At 73.7% G+C, this 16,931-nt stretch carries 11 protein-coding genes; all 11 read left to right on the top strand.

Annotated features, from left to right (window positions below; all coding sequences use genetic code 11):
• Positions 1–104 precede the first annotated feature (104 nt).
• The 11 genes from ACFY3I_RS10320 to ACFY3I_RS10270 all read left to right on the top strand — a co-directional run bounded on the left by ACFY3I_RS10320 (position 105) and on the right by ACFY3I_RS10270 (position 16,896).
• Positions 105–629, top strand: coding sequence for a CU044_2847 family protein (locus ACFY3I_RS10320; RefSeq protein WP_390860235.1), 525 nt, complete (start codon positions 105–107; stop codon positions 627–629).
• Entirely contained in the window at positions 626–2,935 is a 2,310-nt protein-coding gene (locus ACFY3I_RS10315; RefSeq protein WP_390860234.1) for a trypsin-like peptidase domain-containing protein, read from the top strand. Before ACFY3I_RS10320 ends, ACFY3I_RS10315 begins: the two co-directional genes overlap by 4 nt.
• 111 nt (positions 2,936–3,046) lie before the next feature.
• A complete protein-coding gene (locus tag ACFY3I_RS10310; protein WP_390860233.1) occupies positions 3,047–4,087 on the top strand; it encodes an AAA family ATPase in 1,041 nt (346 codons plus the stop codon).
• A gap of 7 nt (positions 4,088–4,094) precedes the next feature.
• On the top strand, positions 4,095–7,469 hold the full coding sequence (locus ACFY3I_RS10305) for an SAV_2336 N-terminal domain-related protein (protein WP_390860232.1): 3,375 nt from the start codon (positions 4,095–4,097) through the stop codon (positions 7,467–7,469).
• Positions 7,470–7,505: 36 nt separating this feature from the next.
• Positions 7,506–7,658, top strand: a complete 153-nt coding sequence (gene fxsA / locus ACFY3I_RS10300) for an FxSxx-COOH cyclophane-containing RiPP peptide (RefSeq protein WP_365290684.1) — start codon at positions 7,506–7,508, stop codon at positions 7,656–7,658.
• A gap of 98 nt (positions 7,659–7,756) precedes the next feature.
• Positions 7,757–8,956: an FxsB family cyclophane-forming radical SAM/SPASM peptide maturase gene (locus ACFY3I_RS10295; protein WP_390860231.1), complete on the top strand. Its 1,200-nt coding sequence runs from the start codon at positions 7,757–7,759 to the stop codon at positions 8,954–8,956.
• Positions 8,953–10,530, top strand: coding sequence for an aKG-HExxH-type peptide beta-hydroxylase (locus ACFY3I_RS10290; protein ID WP_390860230.1), 1,578 nt, complete (start codon positions 8,953–8,955; stop codon positions 10,528–10,530). The genes ACFY3I_RS10295 and ACFY3I_RS10290 overlap by 4 nt, the downstream gene beginning before the upstream one ends.
• Positions 10,531–10,656: 126 nt before the next feature.
• Positions 10,657–13,668: an FxSxx-COOH system tetratricopeptide repeat protein gene (fxsT, locus tag ACFY3I_RS10285; protein ID WP_390860229.1), complete on the top strand. Its 3,012-nt coding sequence runs from the start codon at positions 10,657–10,659 to the stop codon at positions 13,666–13,668.
• Between the two features lie 100 nt (positions 13,669–13,768).
• Entirely contained in the window at positions 13,769–14,146 is a 378-nt protein-coding gene (locus ACFY3I_RS10280) for a CU044_2847 family protein (RefSeq protein ID WP_390860228.1), read from the top strand.
• Positions 14,143–15,087 (top strand): AAA family ATPase, encoded by a 945-nt coding sequence (locus tag ACFY3I_RS10275; protein WP_390860227.1) that lies wholly within the window; start codon positions 14,143–14,145, stop codon positions 15,085–15,087. The genes ACFY3I_RS10280 and ACFY3I_RS10275 overlap by 4 nt, the downstream gene beginning before the upstream one ends.
• Positions 15,088–15,096: 9 nt before the next feature.
• The gene (locus tag ACFY3I_RS10270) at positions 15,097–16,896 is read left to right on the top strand and encodes a magnesium chelatase (protein WP_390860226.1); all 1,800 of its coding nucleotides are present in this window, start codon (positions 15,097–15,099) and stop codon (positions 16,894–16,896) included.
• Positions 16,897–16,931 lie beyond the last annotated feature (35 nt).

Here is a 16,931-nt window from a genome sequence, read left to right as displayed (position 1 = left end):
CCCGTGGACCGGAGCGGCGATGTGTTCCCGGGCGGGGAGCGCGGGAAACCGCGAACGGTACGGCGTACGGAGCACGCGGGGCTCGGGGGAACGGGGGGAATGCGATGGCGCAGGACGCTACGCGGATAGCGAGGGTGCGGCTGCCGGACGGTACGCCGGTGTGGGCGCGGATCTCGGGTGCCGAGGAACTGGCCGTGCCGTCAGGGGAGTTGTCGTACTCGGACACCGGCTTCACCGAGCGTGTGGAGGCGACCGTCGAGAGCCTGAACTCGCTGGTCGGCGGAGTCGCCCGGTCGCTCGCCGAGCCCTTGCGTGCGGTGCGGCCCGACGAGGTGAGCGTCGAGTTCGGCATCGAGCTGACCGCGAAGGCCGGCAAGGTGGTCGGGCTGCTCGCGGACGGTGAGGCGAAGGCGGCCATCACCGTGACCCTCACCTGGCACGGAGGCGGCCCGCCCGATCCGGACGCCGGCCCCGACGACACCCCGGCAGCTCGCGCGGGTGCACCCGACGGCACTGCGGCAGCCCGCGCGGGTGCACCCGACGGCACCCCGGCCGCCCCTACGGGCGCATCCGGCGGCGCCCCGGTGCACGGGGGCGCCCAGGATCCCGGTGCCGGGGGCACGGAATGACGGACGGGCACGAGGGGGGCGCGTCCGGCGGCTGGGATCCGGCCCACCATGCGCTGCGTGACCTCGTGATGGCGGCCACCGTACGCATCCATCGCACAGGTGTCGGGTATGCCCCCGAGGAGTCCGGGGAGTTCCTCGGAAGTGGCTTCTTCGTCGCACCGAGCTGGGTGCTGACCTGTGCTCATGTGATCGACGGCGGGGAGGAGGGCGAGGTCACCGTGGTCTATCAGCCCGGTCCCTTCGAGGAGCCCTGCGCGGTGCCCGGCAAGGTCGCCGCGACCCTCCCGGAGCGTGTCGACCACCCCGTCCCCGGCAACTGGCCCGCCCCCGACCTGGCGCTCGTCCGGCTGCGTGAGCCGGTGGACCACGAGTGCGTCTACGTCTCCGAGCGACCGATGCCGCACTACGCCGCGGGCCGCGTCTTCTACGCGGGCTGGACCTCCTACCAGGGCCGGCCGGAGATCCTCGACGGCTACCTCACCGTGCACGGCACCATCGGCGGCTGGTCGTCGGGCGTCCAGATGCGCGTCGGGGACAACGACCTGCCGCCCGGGGTCTCCGGCGGCCCGGTGATCGACCCGGTGCGCGGCGAGGTCGTCGGCGTGCTCAAGTCGCGCGCCGCCAACGGATCGGGCGGCACGTCGATCGGGTTCGAACGGCTGCGCACCCTGCCGACGGCGCCGGGCGAGCGGCGGCACGACCTGTACCGGCACGGACTGCGCCACCACGACCCGTACCAGCAGGACCTCTACCAGGCCGTCTGTCACGCCCACGACCGCTACCACCGCGACCGTCAGCAGCCCACCGACTCCGGGCGCCCCACCTGGACCGACCTCCAGGCCGATCTCGGGGCCCGCCCCGGCCGCACCCTGACCCCGGACGAGCGGGCGGAGCTGCTCGGGCGGCTCGCCGACCTGCCGCCGCCGGACAGCACCCGCGGCCTGCTGGACATCCTCCACTCGCTGCCCAACTTCCGGCTGCCCAACCTGTCGCCGGCCCCGCGCGGCTGGCGGGACGGCCTCGGCGCGCTCTACGAGAACGTGCGCAACGACGGCGCGCTCCGGCTCGTCACCGAGTACGCGATGCGGGTCATGACCGCCGAGCGCCCGGTGACGCCCTTCGTGCTGGACGCCGAGCAGGCCCTGTGGGAGTGGATCAAGCAGGCCGCGACCCGGCTGGACAGTGAGTACCGCAGCGAGCTGGCCCGCAGGCGCGCCCAGCACCTGGGCGACCGGTCACGCGAGCGGACCGGCCGCGACCGCGGCGAGCACCGGGCGGCGGGACCGGCCGGTGAGCAGGGCCGGGAGCATCCGCGGGGCACCGCGCGTGACCGGTCCGTCCTGCTCGAAGTGGAGCGGCTGGCGTGGAACCGCGACCACTGCGACTGGTCGGTCGCGGTGGTGCGGGCCGACGGCGAGGCGACACGGCTGGACGACGGGACGGGTGCCCCGCTCGCCGACCTGGCCGCCCGGGTAGCCCAGCCGCTCGCGGAGGCCTTCCGCCGCTGCGACGAGCCGGGCCGGCCGGTGCCGCTGCTCGCCGCCCTGCCGCATCTGCTGCTGGACCTGCCGGTGGACGAGTGGCGGCTGCGGCCCGGTGCCGACCCGCTGGGCGTCGAACGCCCGGTCGTCGTCCGCTGCAAGGACCGCGACCAGCTGCCCGGGGAGGACGACTGGTACGGCGGCGACCACTCCGACGCCGGCTTCCCGGACGGCGGGCCCCCTGACGCCGGCTTCCCGGACGGCGGGCCCCCTGACGCCGGCTTCCCTGACGGCGGATTCCCCGACTCCGCATTCCCCGACCCCGGATTCGCGGACGTCGACGAGGAGGAGGCCGTCCGCCGTGACCGCTGGCGCCGGGTGCACGCGGTCCGCGAACGGGCCGAGAACCGTGCCAGGGCCGAGATCCTGGACTGCGACGACGCGGTGCGCCGGCCGGTGTCGGACGTGGCCGCGCTGCGCGCCCTGGCGCCCGGGACCGTCCCGGTGCTGTGCCGGCAGGGCGACGCGCGCTACCCGGACGACGCCACCGCACTCGGCCGGATCGTCCGGGCGGGGTACGGGGTTGTGCTGTGGCGCCGCTGGAGCCGTCAGACCGATTCCGTGTGCGGGGAGTTCCACCGGGGCACCCGGATGACCGTCTACCAGGTGGACGGGGCCTGGGAGTTGCCCGAATCGGTGCACAGGCTGCGCAAACAGGTGCGCGAGGGGCTCACGGAGGCGTTCTGGGCCAAGGGCATCGCTCTCCTGTACGACGACCCGCACCAACCCCTGCCCGGTGCGGGCGACCTGCTCCGGGCGCCGTGAACTCGCGCGCCCTGTGTGAGGCCCTTACCGGGTCTCCTGAAGGTCGATAACGTGAGGCACGTTCGATGGCTGCCGTGGGGACCGACGGACGAGTGACGACGAGGACCGGACATGACCGAATCCAGTGAGTGGCTCATCTACCGAGGCGCCGGCGAACCCCACGACGGCATGAACAGGCTGCCCCCGCCGCCTCCTTGGCGGGACTTCTCCGGCCGTTCCGCCGAGAGCGACGCCGGCGAAGCGGACGGCGGCGACGGCTCCCGGGACCGCAGGCTCGGCGCCAACCGGCACCTGGCCGAGCTGCACCGGCCCGGCGCCGAGGAGCTGGAGATGATCAACGCGGCGCTGTACCTGCGCCGCCCGCTCCTCGTCACCGGCAGCCCGGGCGCGGGCAAGAGCACGCTGGCGCACTCGGTGGCCTACGAACTCGGTCTGGGCGACGTCCTGCGCTGGTCCGTCGTCAGCCGCTCCACGCTCCAGGACGGCCTCTACCACTACGACGCCATCGCCCGGCTCCAGGACGTCCAGATCGCCGCGCAGGGGGGATACGGCGCGGCGGGCGGCACCCCGGGGGCGGTGGAGGCGATCGGCAGTTACGTCCGCCTGGGCCCGCTGGGCACGGCCCTGCTGCCCTCCGACACCCCGCGCGTGCTGCTGATCGACGAACTCGACAAGAGCGACATCGACCTGCCCAACGACCTGCTCAACGTGCTGGAGGAGGGGGAGTTCGAGATCCCCGAGCTGCAGCGGATCGCCGACCGGCTGCCCAACGGCGAGGCCGAGGTGCTCACCGCCGACGGCACCAAGGTCCGGATCCGCGACGGCCGGGTGCGCTGCCGGGCCTTCCCGTTCGTGGTCCTCACCAGCAACGGTGAACGGGACTTCCCGGCCCCGCTGATGCGCCGGTGCATCCACCTCCAGCTGGACCGCCCCGACCACAACCGCCTCGCCACCTTCGTCCGGGCCCATCTCGGCACCAAGGCCGCCCGCGACGGCGACGACCTGATCAACCGCTTCCTGGAGCGCTCCCGGAGCGAACTCCTCGCCGCCGACCAGCTGCTGAACGCCATCTACCTCACCGACACGGCCGCCCCGCCAAGTCGTGACCGGCTCGCCGACCTCCTCATCCAGCGGCTCGACCGCCCGAGGTGAGACGCTGATGCCGGACGCAGCGCCCCACCACGGACCCCTGCCACCCGGCCCGGACCGGCCCGGAACCGGGGACGATCCGCTGGCCGAACTCGTCCGCCGCCTGCGGGAGGTCGGGCTGGATCCGGACACCGAGGGGCTGAGCGACGCCCTCTGGCTGGCCAGGTGGGCCCGGCCCGCCGACCCCCCGGCCGCCGCGGAACGGGCGGCCGCCGGGCCCGGCGGCGGTGCGGCGAAGGGTGCCGTGGTCCCGCCGCGGGACCCGTCGCGGGACACCCCGGCCGAGGGCGGGGGTGCCGAGAGCCGGACGGCGCGTCCGGGGCCGGCCGCACCCGAGGCCGGCGGGGACGACCGCCGCACCTCCCTGTACCCCGTGCCGCAGCGGCCCGGCGGCGGTCACGGCGGGCGGACCGGCCGGCTCACCGGGCTGCCGGTCGGCGTACCCGCCGCCCCCGCGCTGCCCGCCCCGCTCGAACTCCAGCGCGCCCTGCGGCCGTTGCAGGCCTATCGCAGCGCGGCCCCGCCCCTGCGTACCGAACTGGACGAGACGCGGACCGCCGAGCACAGCGCCCGCGCGGGCGGACTGATCCTGCCCGTGTACCGCGCGGTGACCCGGGGCGACGCCCGGCTCCAACTGGTCCTCGAGGCCTCGCCCTCGATGCGGGTCTGGGACCGGATGTTCACCGAACTGATCCAGGTCTTCGGCCAGTTGGGCGCCTTCGGGGACATCCAGGTCAGCCATCTGCACGCCGGCCCCGACGGCGGGCCCGCGGTCAGCCGCAGCGCCGACGCGCACGCGGCCCCGCTGCACACCGCCGACCGTCTCAGCGACCCGACAGGACGCCGGATCACCGTTCTGATCAGTGACTGCGCGGGGCCGCTGTGGCACAGCGGCCGCGCCCACCGGCTGCTGCACCACCTGTCCCGGCGGGCGCCGGTCGCGGTGCTCCAGCCGCTGCCGCAGCGGATGTGGAGCCGCACCCGGCTGCCCGTGACCTACGGCGAGCTGAGCCGTGGCGAGACGCTGGGCGGCGCCACCGCGCTGCGGGTGCGCACCGAGGCCGGAGCCGGGTCGGGCGGCCCGCGGGGTGCCGTGCCGGTGCCGGTGCTGCCGCCCGAGCCGGTGGCGCTGGGAGCCTGGGCACGGCTGCTCTCCGGGATCGGCGCCGGGCCGGTGGCGGGCGCGGTGGGCTGGGTGCGCGCGGACCAGCCGTCGGGTGCGGCGGCACGCGCGGGGCGGACCCCGTCGCCGGTCGAGCGCGTCAGCAGGTTCCAGTCCGTCGCGTCCCCGGGCGCCGGGCGGCTCGCCGTCCACCTGGCCGCCGCGCCGCTCTGCCTCCCGGTGATGCAACTGGTCCAGCGGACCATGCTGCCCGACTCGGGCCCCTCGGAGCTGGCCGAGGTGCTGCTCGGCGGCCTGGTCACGCGGGCCGGCCGGGACCACTTCGCGGACGGCACCCAGTGGTTCGAGATGGACCCCGAGGTGCAGGACGCGCTGCTCTCCGCGCTCGGCCGCGACGAGGCGCTGCTCGTCCTCAAGCACTGTTCCGAGTACATCGAGCAGCACTTCGGCAAGGGCGGCCCCAACTTCCCGGCCCTCGCCCTCGCCCAGCTCGGCAACGGCGGTTCCGGCCGGCCGTACACCCCGCCGGGCACCGGCTACCCCGCCCGCGCCGGCGACAACGGCGACGCGACCCTGGTCCCGCAGCCCTTCGCCGAGGTCGCGGCCCGTGTACTGGAGCGTTTCATGCCGCTGCCCGAACACTTCCGCCTCCACGGCGGCCGCGACGCCGCCGTGCGACCGGGCGAACGCTCCGCCCGTCAGGCGGTGGACCGGGCCCGTGCCCTGCTCGCCCGGTTCGACGCCGAGGGCATGGTGCAGGACGTGATCGACGCCGTGCAGCTGCTGCGCGGGGCCACCGGGCACGAGGAGCCGGCGGGCACCGACCCGGAGCTGTGGGCTCAGTACGCGCACTGCACGCTGCGCCTGTGGGAGGTGCAGGGCGGCGCGGAGCTGCTGCGCGAGGCCGAGGAGGCCGCGGAGCGGGCCGTGGACCACCCGCACGCCCGCAGGGAGCGGGCCGTCCTGGCACAGGTGCTGCGGGCCGCCGCCACCGACCGCAGGCGGCACGGTGACCGCTCGGGCGCCCTGGACCTGCTGCGCCGCGCCGACCGGGAGTACGCCGTGGCCTGCGGTGCCCCCGACCTCGATCAGCCGGAGGCGCTGCGGCTGACCCTGGAGCGGGTGGGCGCGCTGGAGGCGCAGTGGAGCCTCGGCGGCGACAGCGCGCTGCTGCAGAGCGCCGTCGGCATGCTGGAGGCGTTCGCCGACGCCTGGCCGGACCGCCGGCACCGGCCGCCCGAACTGCCGCGCGCCCACGGCCGGATCCTGCTGCGCCTGTCGGACGCGACCGGCGACCCCGAGCAGGCCCGCGGCTACGCGGAACAGGCCTCCCGCTCGCTGCGCGATGCCCTGGAAGCCGCCCCGGAGGCCGCGGACCGGGTCGGGGTGCTGCTCGACCTGGTGGACGCCCTGCTGCGCGCGGGCGCGCCCCTGGACGAGGCCCAGGACCTGGTCGAGGGGGCCTTGGCGGTGACCCGCAGGCGGGGTCCGCGGGCGGCCCTGCACCTGCGGGCCGGCCGGGTCCGGGTGGCCCGGCACACCGAGACCGGCGATCCGCGCGAACTCCAGGAGGCGGCCGACGCGTTCGCGAGCGCCGCCGCCGAGATGCCCCGGGACGACCCCGGGTACTCCCAGGTTCTCGCCGAGTGGGGCGGGGCGCTGCTGCGGCGGGCGTGGTCGGAGTCCGGCGTCCGCGCGTGGGAGCCGCTGTCGCAGGCGGTCCGGGTGCTGCGGGACTGCCGCCGGGAGACCCCGGCCGGACACGGCGAGACCGGCTACCGGCTGCTCCAGCTCGGCCGGGCCCTGATCCTCCGCTACCGGCGGCGCGGTGACCGGGTGGACCTGCGGGAGGCGGAGTACCTCTTCGGGCTGGCGGCGGACGAGGCGGACGACGCGGGTGTGCCGATGCTCGCGGCCCGTTGCCGTCTGGAGCTCGGCCAGGCGCACTACGAGGCCTACCACGGCCTGGGCCGCCCGACGAGGCTGGACGAGGCGGTGGACGCGTTCCGGCTGGCGGCCGAGTCGGCCCGGGAGGCGGTGGCTCGGGCCCGTACCGAACGCGGTCGTCAGGAAGCGTCGGTGCTGGGCGCGCAGGCCCACCACTGGCGGGGTATGTCGTATGAGGCGGCGGCCCGGCCACGGGCCGCCCGTGAGGCGTACCGGGCGGCCAGGACGGAGTGGTCGCGGCTGCCCGAGGGCACGCTGGTGTCGGGCGAGCCGACGGCGTACGACACGGCGGAACGGCTGGCCGCGCTGGAATGAGGCGCGGACGCGAGGGACGAGGGAGAGGGCGGGGACATGACGGACGAGCCGTTGCCGGAGCTGCTGGACCTGGATCTGGAGGAGCTGAGGACCGTTCAGCATCCGGTCCTGAGCGAGGTGCTGGAGAGACTGCGCGAACGGACGGAGCGGCCGAGCGAGATGCTCTGGGGCTTCAACAACGCGCTGTGAGCCCACGGGCACGATGAAAGGCGGTCGCGTTCGGTCAAGTTGAATCAGAAATAGGCGACTTCGATCGCATCGGGTTTGCGTCCGGCGTCCGACCGGGAATGCGGGCTGATACGGGTGGAGAGGTACGGCATGGGGGTGCTGGAGTGTCTGCGACCGGTCACCCCTTCCGTCAGTTCATCGTGAAGGTGCACGGCCGATGCAACCTGGCCTGCACGTACTGCTACCTCTACGAGGGCCCGGACGGCACCTGGCGCACCCGCCCCGCCGCCGCTCCGCCCGCCGTCCTGGACCGCACCGCCGACCGCATCGCCGAACACGCCCGCACCCACGCCCTGAGCACGGTCTCCCTGGTCCTGCACGGCGGGGAACCCCTGCTGGCGGGCGCGGACACGCTGGGCCGCCTCACCGACGCCGTACGCGCACGGGTGCCCGCCGGCTGCGCCGTCCGGGCCACCGTCCAGACGAACGCCACCCTCCTCACCGAGAACCACCTGACCGTCCTGTCCCGGCACGGCGTCCAGGTCGGCGTCAGCCTCGACGGAGGCCGCGCGGAGCACAACGCGCGGCGCGTCGACCACGCGGGCCGCCCCTCCTGGCCCGCCGCGCTGCGCGGCGCGCGACTGCTCGCCGACCACTTCCCGGAGTCGTACGCGGGCATCCTCACCGTCGTCGACCCGGCGCTGGACCCGGTGGAGACGTACGAGTCGCTGCTCGAACTCCGCCCGCCCGCCGTGGACCTGCTGCTTCCGCACGGCAACTGGTCGTCCCCGCCGCCGCGGGCGGAGGGCGTCGCCTACGGCGACTGGCTCTGCGCGGTCTTCGACCGCTGGTGGTCGGCCGGGCGGCGGGAGACCCGGGTGCGGCTCTTCGAGGAGTGCCTGGCCCTGCTGCTGGGACTGCCGGCGGCCGGCGAATCCCTCGGACTGGCCCCCTTCGACGCGCTCGTGGTCGAGACGGACGGGTCGATCGAACAGGTCGACTCGCTGAAATCGGCGTACGAGGGTGCCGCGCGGACGGGCCTGGACGTCTTCCGGCACGCGTTCGACGAAGCGCTGCGGCACCCCGGGGTCGCCGCCCGGCAGGCGGGCCCGGCGGCCCTCGCCGACGAGTGCCGGTCCTGTCCGCTGCTCTCCGTGTGCGGCGGCGGCCACTACGCCCACCGGTACCGGGCCGGGCACGGCTTCCGCAACCGCTCGGTGTACTGCGCCGACCTGGAGCGTTTCATCCGGCACGTGGCCGGCCGGCTCGCCGCGGAGGCGGTACCGGCGACGGCCGCACGAGAAGGGGGCACCCCGTGATACTCCCGGCGGTCCCGGAAGAGGTCCTCGCCGAACTCGGGCGCACCGAGGGGAGCGCCGACACGCTCGCCCTCCTGGTCCGGGACCAGGACACCCGGCGGCTGCTCCTGCTGCGCGCGGTGCTGGACGCGGCCGATGCGGCCGGTCCGGCGCTGTGCCCTCCCGCGGCGAGGGCGAGGCTGCGGGAGGACTGGGCCCTGCTGACAGCGGCGGACCGCACCACCGCCCCCGGCCCCCCGGCACGGACGGCGGATCCCGGCTTCCCGGCACGGACGGCGGATCCCGGCTCCCGGGCACGGCCGGCGGACCCTGGCCCCCCGGCGCGGACCGCCGCCCCCGGCCCCCCGGCGCGGTCGGCGGATCCCGGCTCCCGGGCACGGTCGGCTGACCCTGGCTTCCCGGCGCGGTCGGCCGACCCCGGGTCCCCGGCGCGGGTCAGGCTCGGGCACCCGCTGCTCGGCCCGTGGGCCCGCCGCTGCCTGACCGTCCTCGACCCGCGCGGTGCCGCGCCGACGGACGACCGGCGCCGGGAACTCGTCCTCGACCTCGCCCATTTCGGCGCCGTCGCGGTGGTGGCCGCGGCCCGCGCCGGCCTCCCGTTCACCACGGAACTGACGGCCCGGGACGGCATCCTCGTGCTGCCGTCGCTGGGCGCGCTGCGCACGCCGGAGACGCGGGTCCAAGTCTCCTACCGGCAGGGCCGGATGACCCTCGGCCGGGTGACCGTCCACCTGGAGAGCGGCAGCGGCGCGTGGTCCGGTTCGCGCGCCTGGACCTCGGCGTACACGCTCCCGGGCCTGGTCCCCGGGGCCGCGCCGGTGCCCCTCGACGACCTCGACCCCTACCGGGTCCCGCCCCGCGAACCCGATCAGTACGCGCTGAGCGGCCCCGCGGCCCCGGACGAGGCCGAACGCAAGCGGTGGCTGCAGACCTGGTCCGGCACGGGCGCCGCCCTGCGCACCGGCGGCACGGGCCGGCTCACCGAGGCGCTCGCGCTGCTGCGCTGCCTGATCCCGCTGGAGATGCCGCCCGGTGCCGCCGGCCGGGGCAGCTGCAGCGGAACCCGGCGCGAGGCGTTCGGGGCGTTGCTCAGCAGTGCTCCCGCGACCCCGCTCGCCTTCGCGGCGACCATCGTCCACGAACTCCAGCACACCAAACTGGCGGCGCTGAACGAGATGGTGGAACTGCACCGGGCGGGACCGGCGGCGCGGTACTTCGCGCCCTGGCGCCCCGACCCGAGGCCGTACGACGGCCTGCTCCAGGGCGCGTACTCGCACCTCGCCCTCGCCGACTTCTTCCAGCGCCGGGCGCTCACCGCGGAGCCGGCGCGCCGGGAGGGCGCGTGGACGCAGTACGCGCGCTACCACGCACAGGTGGGGGCGGCCCTGCCCGCGCTGGTCGCCTCGTCCGACCTGACTACGGTGGGACGACGGTTCGTGGACGAGATGGCGGCCGCCCACGAAGGGCTCGCCGCGCATCCCGCGCCCCGGGGGCACACGGCGCGTGCGCAGGCGTACGTGGAGGCTGTGCGGTCACTGTGGACACAGCGTCAGCCCCGCAGGGAATCGCGCTGAAATGACGACTTCTCAGGCCGGGCTGCGCAAAGATCGAAGAGTCGAGGTGTTGCTTCCGAAGTCGCCGGACTCCCCAGAGCCGCACCGAGGTTCTAGGATTTTATGACTACGCGTGGAGGCCGTCGCATGTCTGAAACTCGTACGCCGGTCAGGCCGACCGAGAGGGGGGCCGCGCGGCAGACCGTCACGATCAGCTTCGCGGGGTTCAACCGGCCCTGGGCGGCGTGGATCGGGGACAGGCTGGAACGGCGCGGCGTCCGGGTCTCCTACGTGCGCTGGGACTCCCCGGCGGAGGAGACCCTGGTCGACCTTCTGCGCGGCCTGGCGCTCGCCGAGGGCCGGATCCTGGTCCTGGTCAGCGAGCGGTACTTCCAGCTCGGCCCGAGGACTTTCGAGGAGTGGAACGCGGCACTGCGCGAGGTGGTCGGACCGGACCCGGCCAGGTTCGCGGCCGTGTCCGTCACCAACACCCAGGTGCCGGCCGCGATCGCCGTGCTGGGCCCGGTCGACCTGACGAACATGGGCGAGGACGAGGCGGAACGGCGTCTGCTGGACCGCCTGGACCTGCCGAGCGAGCCGCTTCCCGGACCGGCCGACGGCAACCGCCGCGGACCCCGGTTCCCGGCCGCGATGCCCGAGGTGTGGGGCGCCGTACCGCGCCGCAACACCCGGTTCACCGGCCGCGAACCGCTGCTGAACGACGCCTACCACCTGCTCCAGGGCAGCGATCACGGCGCCGGTGTCATCACGCTGCACGGCATGCCCGGAGTGGGCAAGACCCAGCTGGCCGCCGAGTACATCTACCGGTTCGGTTCCGAGTACGACGTGGTGTGGTGGGTCAACGCCGAGAGCCGGGTCACCTATCGCCGCGTACTGGCCGAACTCGCCCCGAAGCTGCGGCTGGCCACCGGCGACGAGTACGGCGAGCGCCTCCGCGCGGTCCGGGACTCCCTGCGCCGCGGAAACCCGTACTCGCGCTGGCTGCTCGTCCTGGACGGCGCCGACGAGCCCGACCAGATCTGGGACCTGGTGCCCACCGGCCCGGGACACGTGATCATCACCTCCCGCAACCCGGAGTGGGGCGAGCACAACAGCAAGCTGCTGGAGGTGAACGTCTACGACCGCGACGAGTCGGTCGCCTTCATCAGGCGCCGCGCGCCCCGTCTGAACGAGCAGGAGTCCGACCAGCTCGCCGAGGCGCTGGAGGACCTGCCGCTGCTGCTGGACCAGACGGCGGGCTGGCTCAACGACTCCGACCTCTCCGTCGACGACTACATCGCCCTGCTGGAGGACGGGGTCGACCCGGACGTCGTCAAGGTCTCCGCGGACTTCCCGCTGGCCTTCCAGACCGCGTGGGCGATACTGCTGAACAAGCTGCGCGAGACCGTCCCCGAGTCGGTCGACCTGCTGCGTCTGTGCACCTTCTTCGCGCCGGGCTTCATCCCCGTACGCATGCTGCGGGAGATGTCCAGCGACGACCTGCCGGAGCAGCTGACCAGGCTGTTCAACGATCCGCTGCTGTGGAACAAGGCGATCAACCAGCTGCGGCAGTACTCCGTGGTCCGGCTGGAGTCCCACGAGATCGGCTCGGAGGAGACGCCGTCGCCCGGTGAGTCGGTGTACCTGCACCGGATGGTCCACCAGATCGTCGGCAAGGACATGCCCGAGGAGAACCGGCGGGAGTTCATCGACGTGGTACGGCGCGCACTGGCCGAGGCGGACCCCGGCCGCCCGACCGACACCCGCAACTGGCAGGCGTACGCGGAGCTGGTGCCGCACCTGAAGTACGCCGACGTACTCAACAGCACGGACCGCCGGGTCCAGCTCCTCGTCCTCAACTGCCTTCGCTACATGTGGTGGGCGGGTGAGTACACCTCCGGCTGGAAACTCGGCAGACGGACCGTCGACGCGTGGCGCGAACTCCTCGGAGAGTCGCATCCGCGTGTCTGGGAGGCCACCCACCACTACGCCAACCTGCTGCGGTCGGCCGGGCGGTTCGAGGAGACCGAGTCGATCGACCGGGCGGCCATGGCACGGCTCCGCGAGGAACGGGGCGAGGACGACCTGGACTACCTCCGGGTGGCCAACGGCCTGGGGGCCGACCTGTGGGGGCTGGGCAGGTACCGGCAGGCCTTCGACCTGTACTCGTGGATCCACCCGGCCTACCGGGACCTCCTGGGCGAGCAGGACTCCCGGACCCTGAGCGCCCTGAACAACCTGGCCTTCGCCCACCGGCTGCTCGGCGAGTACGGGGAAGCCCTGGCCATCGACCAGAAGACGCTGGACCAGCGCCGTCTGGTGCTGACCGGCCGCCACCTGATGACCCTCTTCTCCGAGGTGTCCTACTCCATCGACCTCAGGCTGCTGGGCCGGTACGCGGAAGCCGAGTCCATCCAGGCCAACAACCTGCGCGAGTACGGCTACGTCGGGGGCAAACGGACCCCCGACGTGCTGCGGGCCGAACACAACCTGGCGCTCTGCCAGTTGCGGAGCGGGGACCGCGCCTCGGCCGGGGCGCTCCTCACCCAGGTGCTGGAGGGCTACGAACGCACACTGGGCGAGACCAACCTCCACACCGTCGCCGCGTCCGTCAGCCACAGCTGCTTCAACCGTGAGCACGGTGACATCGACCTGGCCCGCGAGACCAGCGAGTCGGTCATCGCCCGGTACGAGGAACTGCTGCCGGAGGGACACCCGTTCACCATCGGCGCCCGGTCGAACCAGGCCCTGATCCTGCGCAACGTCGGCGAGCGGGAGCACGCCCACGTCCTGACCGAACAGGCGCTTGCCGGCATGGCCGAGGCGGTCGGCGAGCGCCATCCCTACACGCTGGGCTGCGCCATCAACGCCTCCGCGCTGCGCAACCTCGTCGGTGAGACGGAGTCCGCCGCCGAACTGAGCAGGGTGACCATCGCCCGCGCCACCGAGACCCTCGGCCGTACCCACCCGCTCACCCTGTCCGCCCGGGTCGCCTACGCGGCCGACCTGCGTGGACTGCGGGCCCGGCAGCAGGCGGAGAAGGCCGAGCAGGAGGCCCTGACCGACCTGGAGGCGACGCTGGGCAAGCAGCACGTCCACACCGTCTCGGCCCGCGCCCGCAACCGCCCGTACTGGGACTTCGAGCCCCAGGCCAGCTGACGTCCGCTCCGCTTCCCTGGCGCGCATAAAGTCCGGCCGTCGGGGAAGGAGTCGGGTCTCAACATGCCTGCAACACACGTGAGTTCACTCAGGGGGACGTGTGGTGATCCTGGTCGGGCCCGAGCCGGACGGTGCGGACGGACCCATACCCATCGAGATCGAGACCGACCTGCGTCCGGCCTCCTACGACGGACTCGACGCGGTCTACGGCGACGAGATCACCCGGGACGGACCGGCCCAGCGCGTCGTACAGGTCGCCCGCGACGCCTACACCGACGCCCTCGACCTCGCCCGTCGGTGCGCTGCCCAGGCGGTCCGCCGGTTCGGAGAACTGGGCGAGGACGTCCGGCCCGACGAGATCGAGATGCAGCTCGCCATCAAGGTGGACGCCGGAGTGGCCGCTTTGGTCAAGAGCGGAGCAGAAGCCCAGCTGCAGATCACTTTCCGGTGGCGCACCGGGACGGGAGCCGCCTCGTGAGCCGGGCCGCGAGCGGCATCCACATCCTGCCGTACGCGCGGGTCGTGGGACAGCCGGAGCTGAAGCTGGCTCTCCAGCTCAACCACATCGTGCCGCGCATCGGCGGAGTGCTGATCGCCGGCCCGCGGGGCACCGCCAAGTCCACCCTCGTTCGGGCCTTCGCCCTGATGGCACACGGCGAACTCCCCGTCACACTGCCCATCAACGCCACCGACGACCGTGTCCTCGGCGGCTGGGACCTCGACGCGCTGATCCGGGGCGAGGCGCGCCCGCAGCCGGGTCTCCTGGAGGAGGCGGACGGCAAGGGGCTGCTTTATGTGGACGAGGTGAACCTCCTCGATGACCACCTGGTCAACATCATCCTCGACGTCGTCTCCACCGGCGTGCTGTCCGTGCAGCGCGAGGGCCTCGCCACCGCGAAGCACCTCTCCTTCGGCCTGGTCGGCACCATGAACCCGGAGGAGGGCGGACTGCGACCTCAACTCCTCGACCGCTTCGGTCTGATGGTCAGCGCCGGGCAGCTTGAAGGGGACGCCCGGCAGCACATGCTCCGGACCGTTCTCGACTTCGAGCGGGAACTCACCAAAGAGGAGTCCGACTGGCTGACCGCCGCGGAGAAGGACGGCACGGACGTCCGTGAACGCCTGACGGCCGCTCGTCGCCGGGCGCAGTCCGTCCATGTATCCGACGAGGTCCTGCGACTGTGCGCGGTAGCGGCCGAGCGGGTCGATGCCGTCGGGCAGCGGGGCGAGATCGTCGCGATGCTCGCCGCTCGTGCCCTGGCGGCGCTGGAGGGAGCGGACGAGGTCGGTCCCGAACACCTGCGCCGCGTTCTGCCCATGGCGCTGCGGCACCGACGGCCGGAGTCCGCCCATGGTGCCGTGTTCGACTGGGGGCCGGAGGACGAAGCCCAGGTCGGGGAACTCTTCGAGACAGTCTGAGGCGTCGCCGTGACCACCGACGGGATCCTCGCGGGACCGGAAGACCTTGCGGCGAGACTCATGCTCGCCCTGACCTGTGCCGCCGCGGACCAGGCTCTGTCCGGCGTTCTCCTCTTCGACCTGGACCCCAGGCTCGTCGACCCGGTCGCCCGTCTCTTCACCGGCATCCTCGGAGGCGGCGGGACTCCGGTCATGCTGGGCGCCACCAGTCGCGACGAGGACCTCTGGACCCGCACCCGGCTGCATCGCGGGCGCGACGGCATCTCCTTCCGTACCGAACCCGGCCCTCTTGTCGAGGGCGACGGCTCTTCCGGGCGACCGCCGCTGATCGTGGTGCCCGACCTGGCCCGGCTGAGCGTCGCCGGCATGCGAGCCGCGGTACAACTCCTGGGTGCCGATGTCGCCGTGGTCGAACACACCGGCCTGAGCCTCACGGTACGCCCGACGGCGCGCTGGCTCGTGGCCTGCCGGTCGGCCGAGGCGGGGCGGTTGAGCCCGCATCTGCTGGACAGATTCGCCGTACGGCTGTCGGTAGCGGGCCTGAGGCTTCCGCTGCCGGACGTGGAGGCATGGGCGGCAGTCCGTGGCGCCTTGCCCGCGACGGTCACCGATGAGGCATTGGAGCGCGTACACATGCTTCTCGGCCCCGGGCCGAGCGTGCGCAGGGAACTGGCCCTGGCCCGACTCGCCCGCGCTGTCGCGGCGGTGCGAGGCGAGCGCACGGCGACCGCCGCGCACTGTGACGCGGCGGCGCGGATCATGGGCCTCACCGTGCCGGACAGGCCGCTGCCCATCGTCGCCGCGGACCCGCCGCAGCCCGTACCGCTGCCGTCGTTGAGGCGGATCCACAGCGCGTCGTACCGAAGCACCTCTGACGAGAGTGTCTCGGAACGGGAGACCACCGCGCCGGCACAGCCGCTGCTCGAAACCGAACCCGCGGAGCCGATCGGCAGTAATTCCGGAGGCACGCCCGCCGTACTCGCCACGCCCTACCCTGAGGACGAGACCGAAGTGCTGCGCGACTTCGCGCCGCTGCGCAGCCCCTGGCAACGCACCGCGGGTCCCGCCTCGGCGCGCGGCACGGTGATCGGCACCCGGCGCGCCGGCAACCTCCGCGACCTCGCCTACGTCCGCACGGTCCGCGAAGCCGCCGTGCACCAACGTCTTCGCCGTGCCGAACGGCTCACCATCTTGCCGGTCGACCTGCACAGTCATGTCCGGGCCGGTACCCCGGACCGCATGCTGGTGCTGGTCCTGGACCACACCTGCCGGGAAGACGACTGGGACTGGCAGGACGCGCTGGCCCCGTTCCTGCACTGGGCCTACACCGAGCGCGCCGCCGTACAGATCATCGAGGTCGGTGGCGCCCGGGCCGTCGACGAACTGAGAGCCGACTCGTTTTCGGCCCGCAGCGTCATGCACCCGCGCGTACTCGCCTCCCTGTACCGGCCGGCGGGCCGCGCCACTCCACTCGCCCATGGCATCGAGGAAGCGGTACGGGTGCTGCGGCGGGCCTTCCGGCAGCCCGGCAACGGGCTCACCGAGGCCTGGGTGGTCGTGGTCACCGACGGCCGGGGCAATGTTCCGCTGGCTGTCAGTCATGGCGGCCGGCCGCCCGGTGAGGTGGCCGCGGCCGGGGTCACCGACGCCCTGCAGACCGCGAGACGGATCGCGGCCATGGACCGCACCCGGGTGCACACGGCCGTGGTGGATCCGGCCCGGGCCACCTATGGGTACCTGCCCGGCCAGCTGGCCGACGCCCTGGGCGGGTTGGTGATCGAGGGACGAGGGGGTCAGGATGAACGGTGAACAGCCGCGCGCCCCCCGCTGGAGGGCGGAGGCCG

This window comes from Streptomyces sp. NPDC001068, assembly GCF_042897315.1.
Taxonomy (GTDB): domain Bacteria; phylum Actinomycetota; class Actinomycetes; order Streptomycetales; family Streptomycetaceae; genus Streptomyces.
Note: the sequence above shows the minus strand (reverse complement) of the source record. Positions and strands in the feature narration are given on the sequence as shown.

Coding starts and splice junctions, on each gene's coding strand:
- ACFY3I_RS10310 (WP_390860233.1), top strand. CDS start 3,047: ATGACCGAATCCAGTGAGTGGCTCATCTACCGAGGCGCCGGCGAACCC.
- fxsA (WP_365290684.1), top strand. CDS start 7,506: ATGACGGACGAGCCGTTGCCGGAGCTGCTGGACCTGGATCTGGAGGAG.
- fxsT (WP_390860229.1), top strand. CDS start 10,657: ATGTCTGAAACTCGTACGCCGGTCAGGCCGACCGAGAGGGGGGCCGCG.
- ACFY3I_RS10305 (WP_390860232.1), top strand. CDS start 4,095: ATGCCGGACGCAGCGCCCCACCACGGACCCCTGCCACCCGGCCCGGAC.
- ACFY3I_RS10320 (WP_390860235.1), top strand. CDS start 105: ATGGCGCAGGACGCTACGCGGATAGCGAGGGTGCGGCTGCCGGACGGT.
- ACFY3I_RS10295 (WP_390860231.1), top strand. CDS start 7,757: ATGCGGGCTGATACGGGTGGAGAGGTACGGCATGGGGGTGCTGGAGTG.
- ACFY3I_RS10315 (WP_390860234.1), top strand. CDS start 626: ATGACGGACGGGCACGAGGGGGGCGCGTCCGGCGGCTGGGATCCGGCC.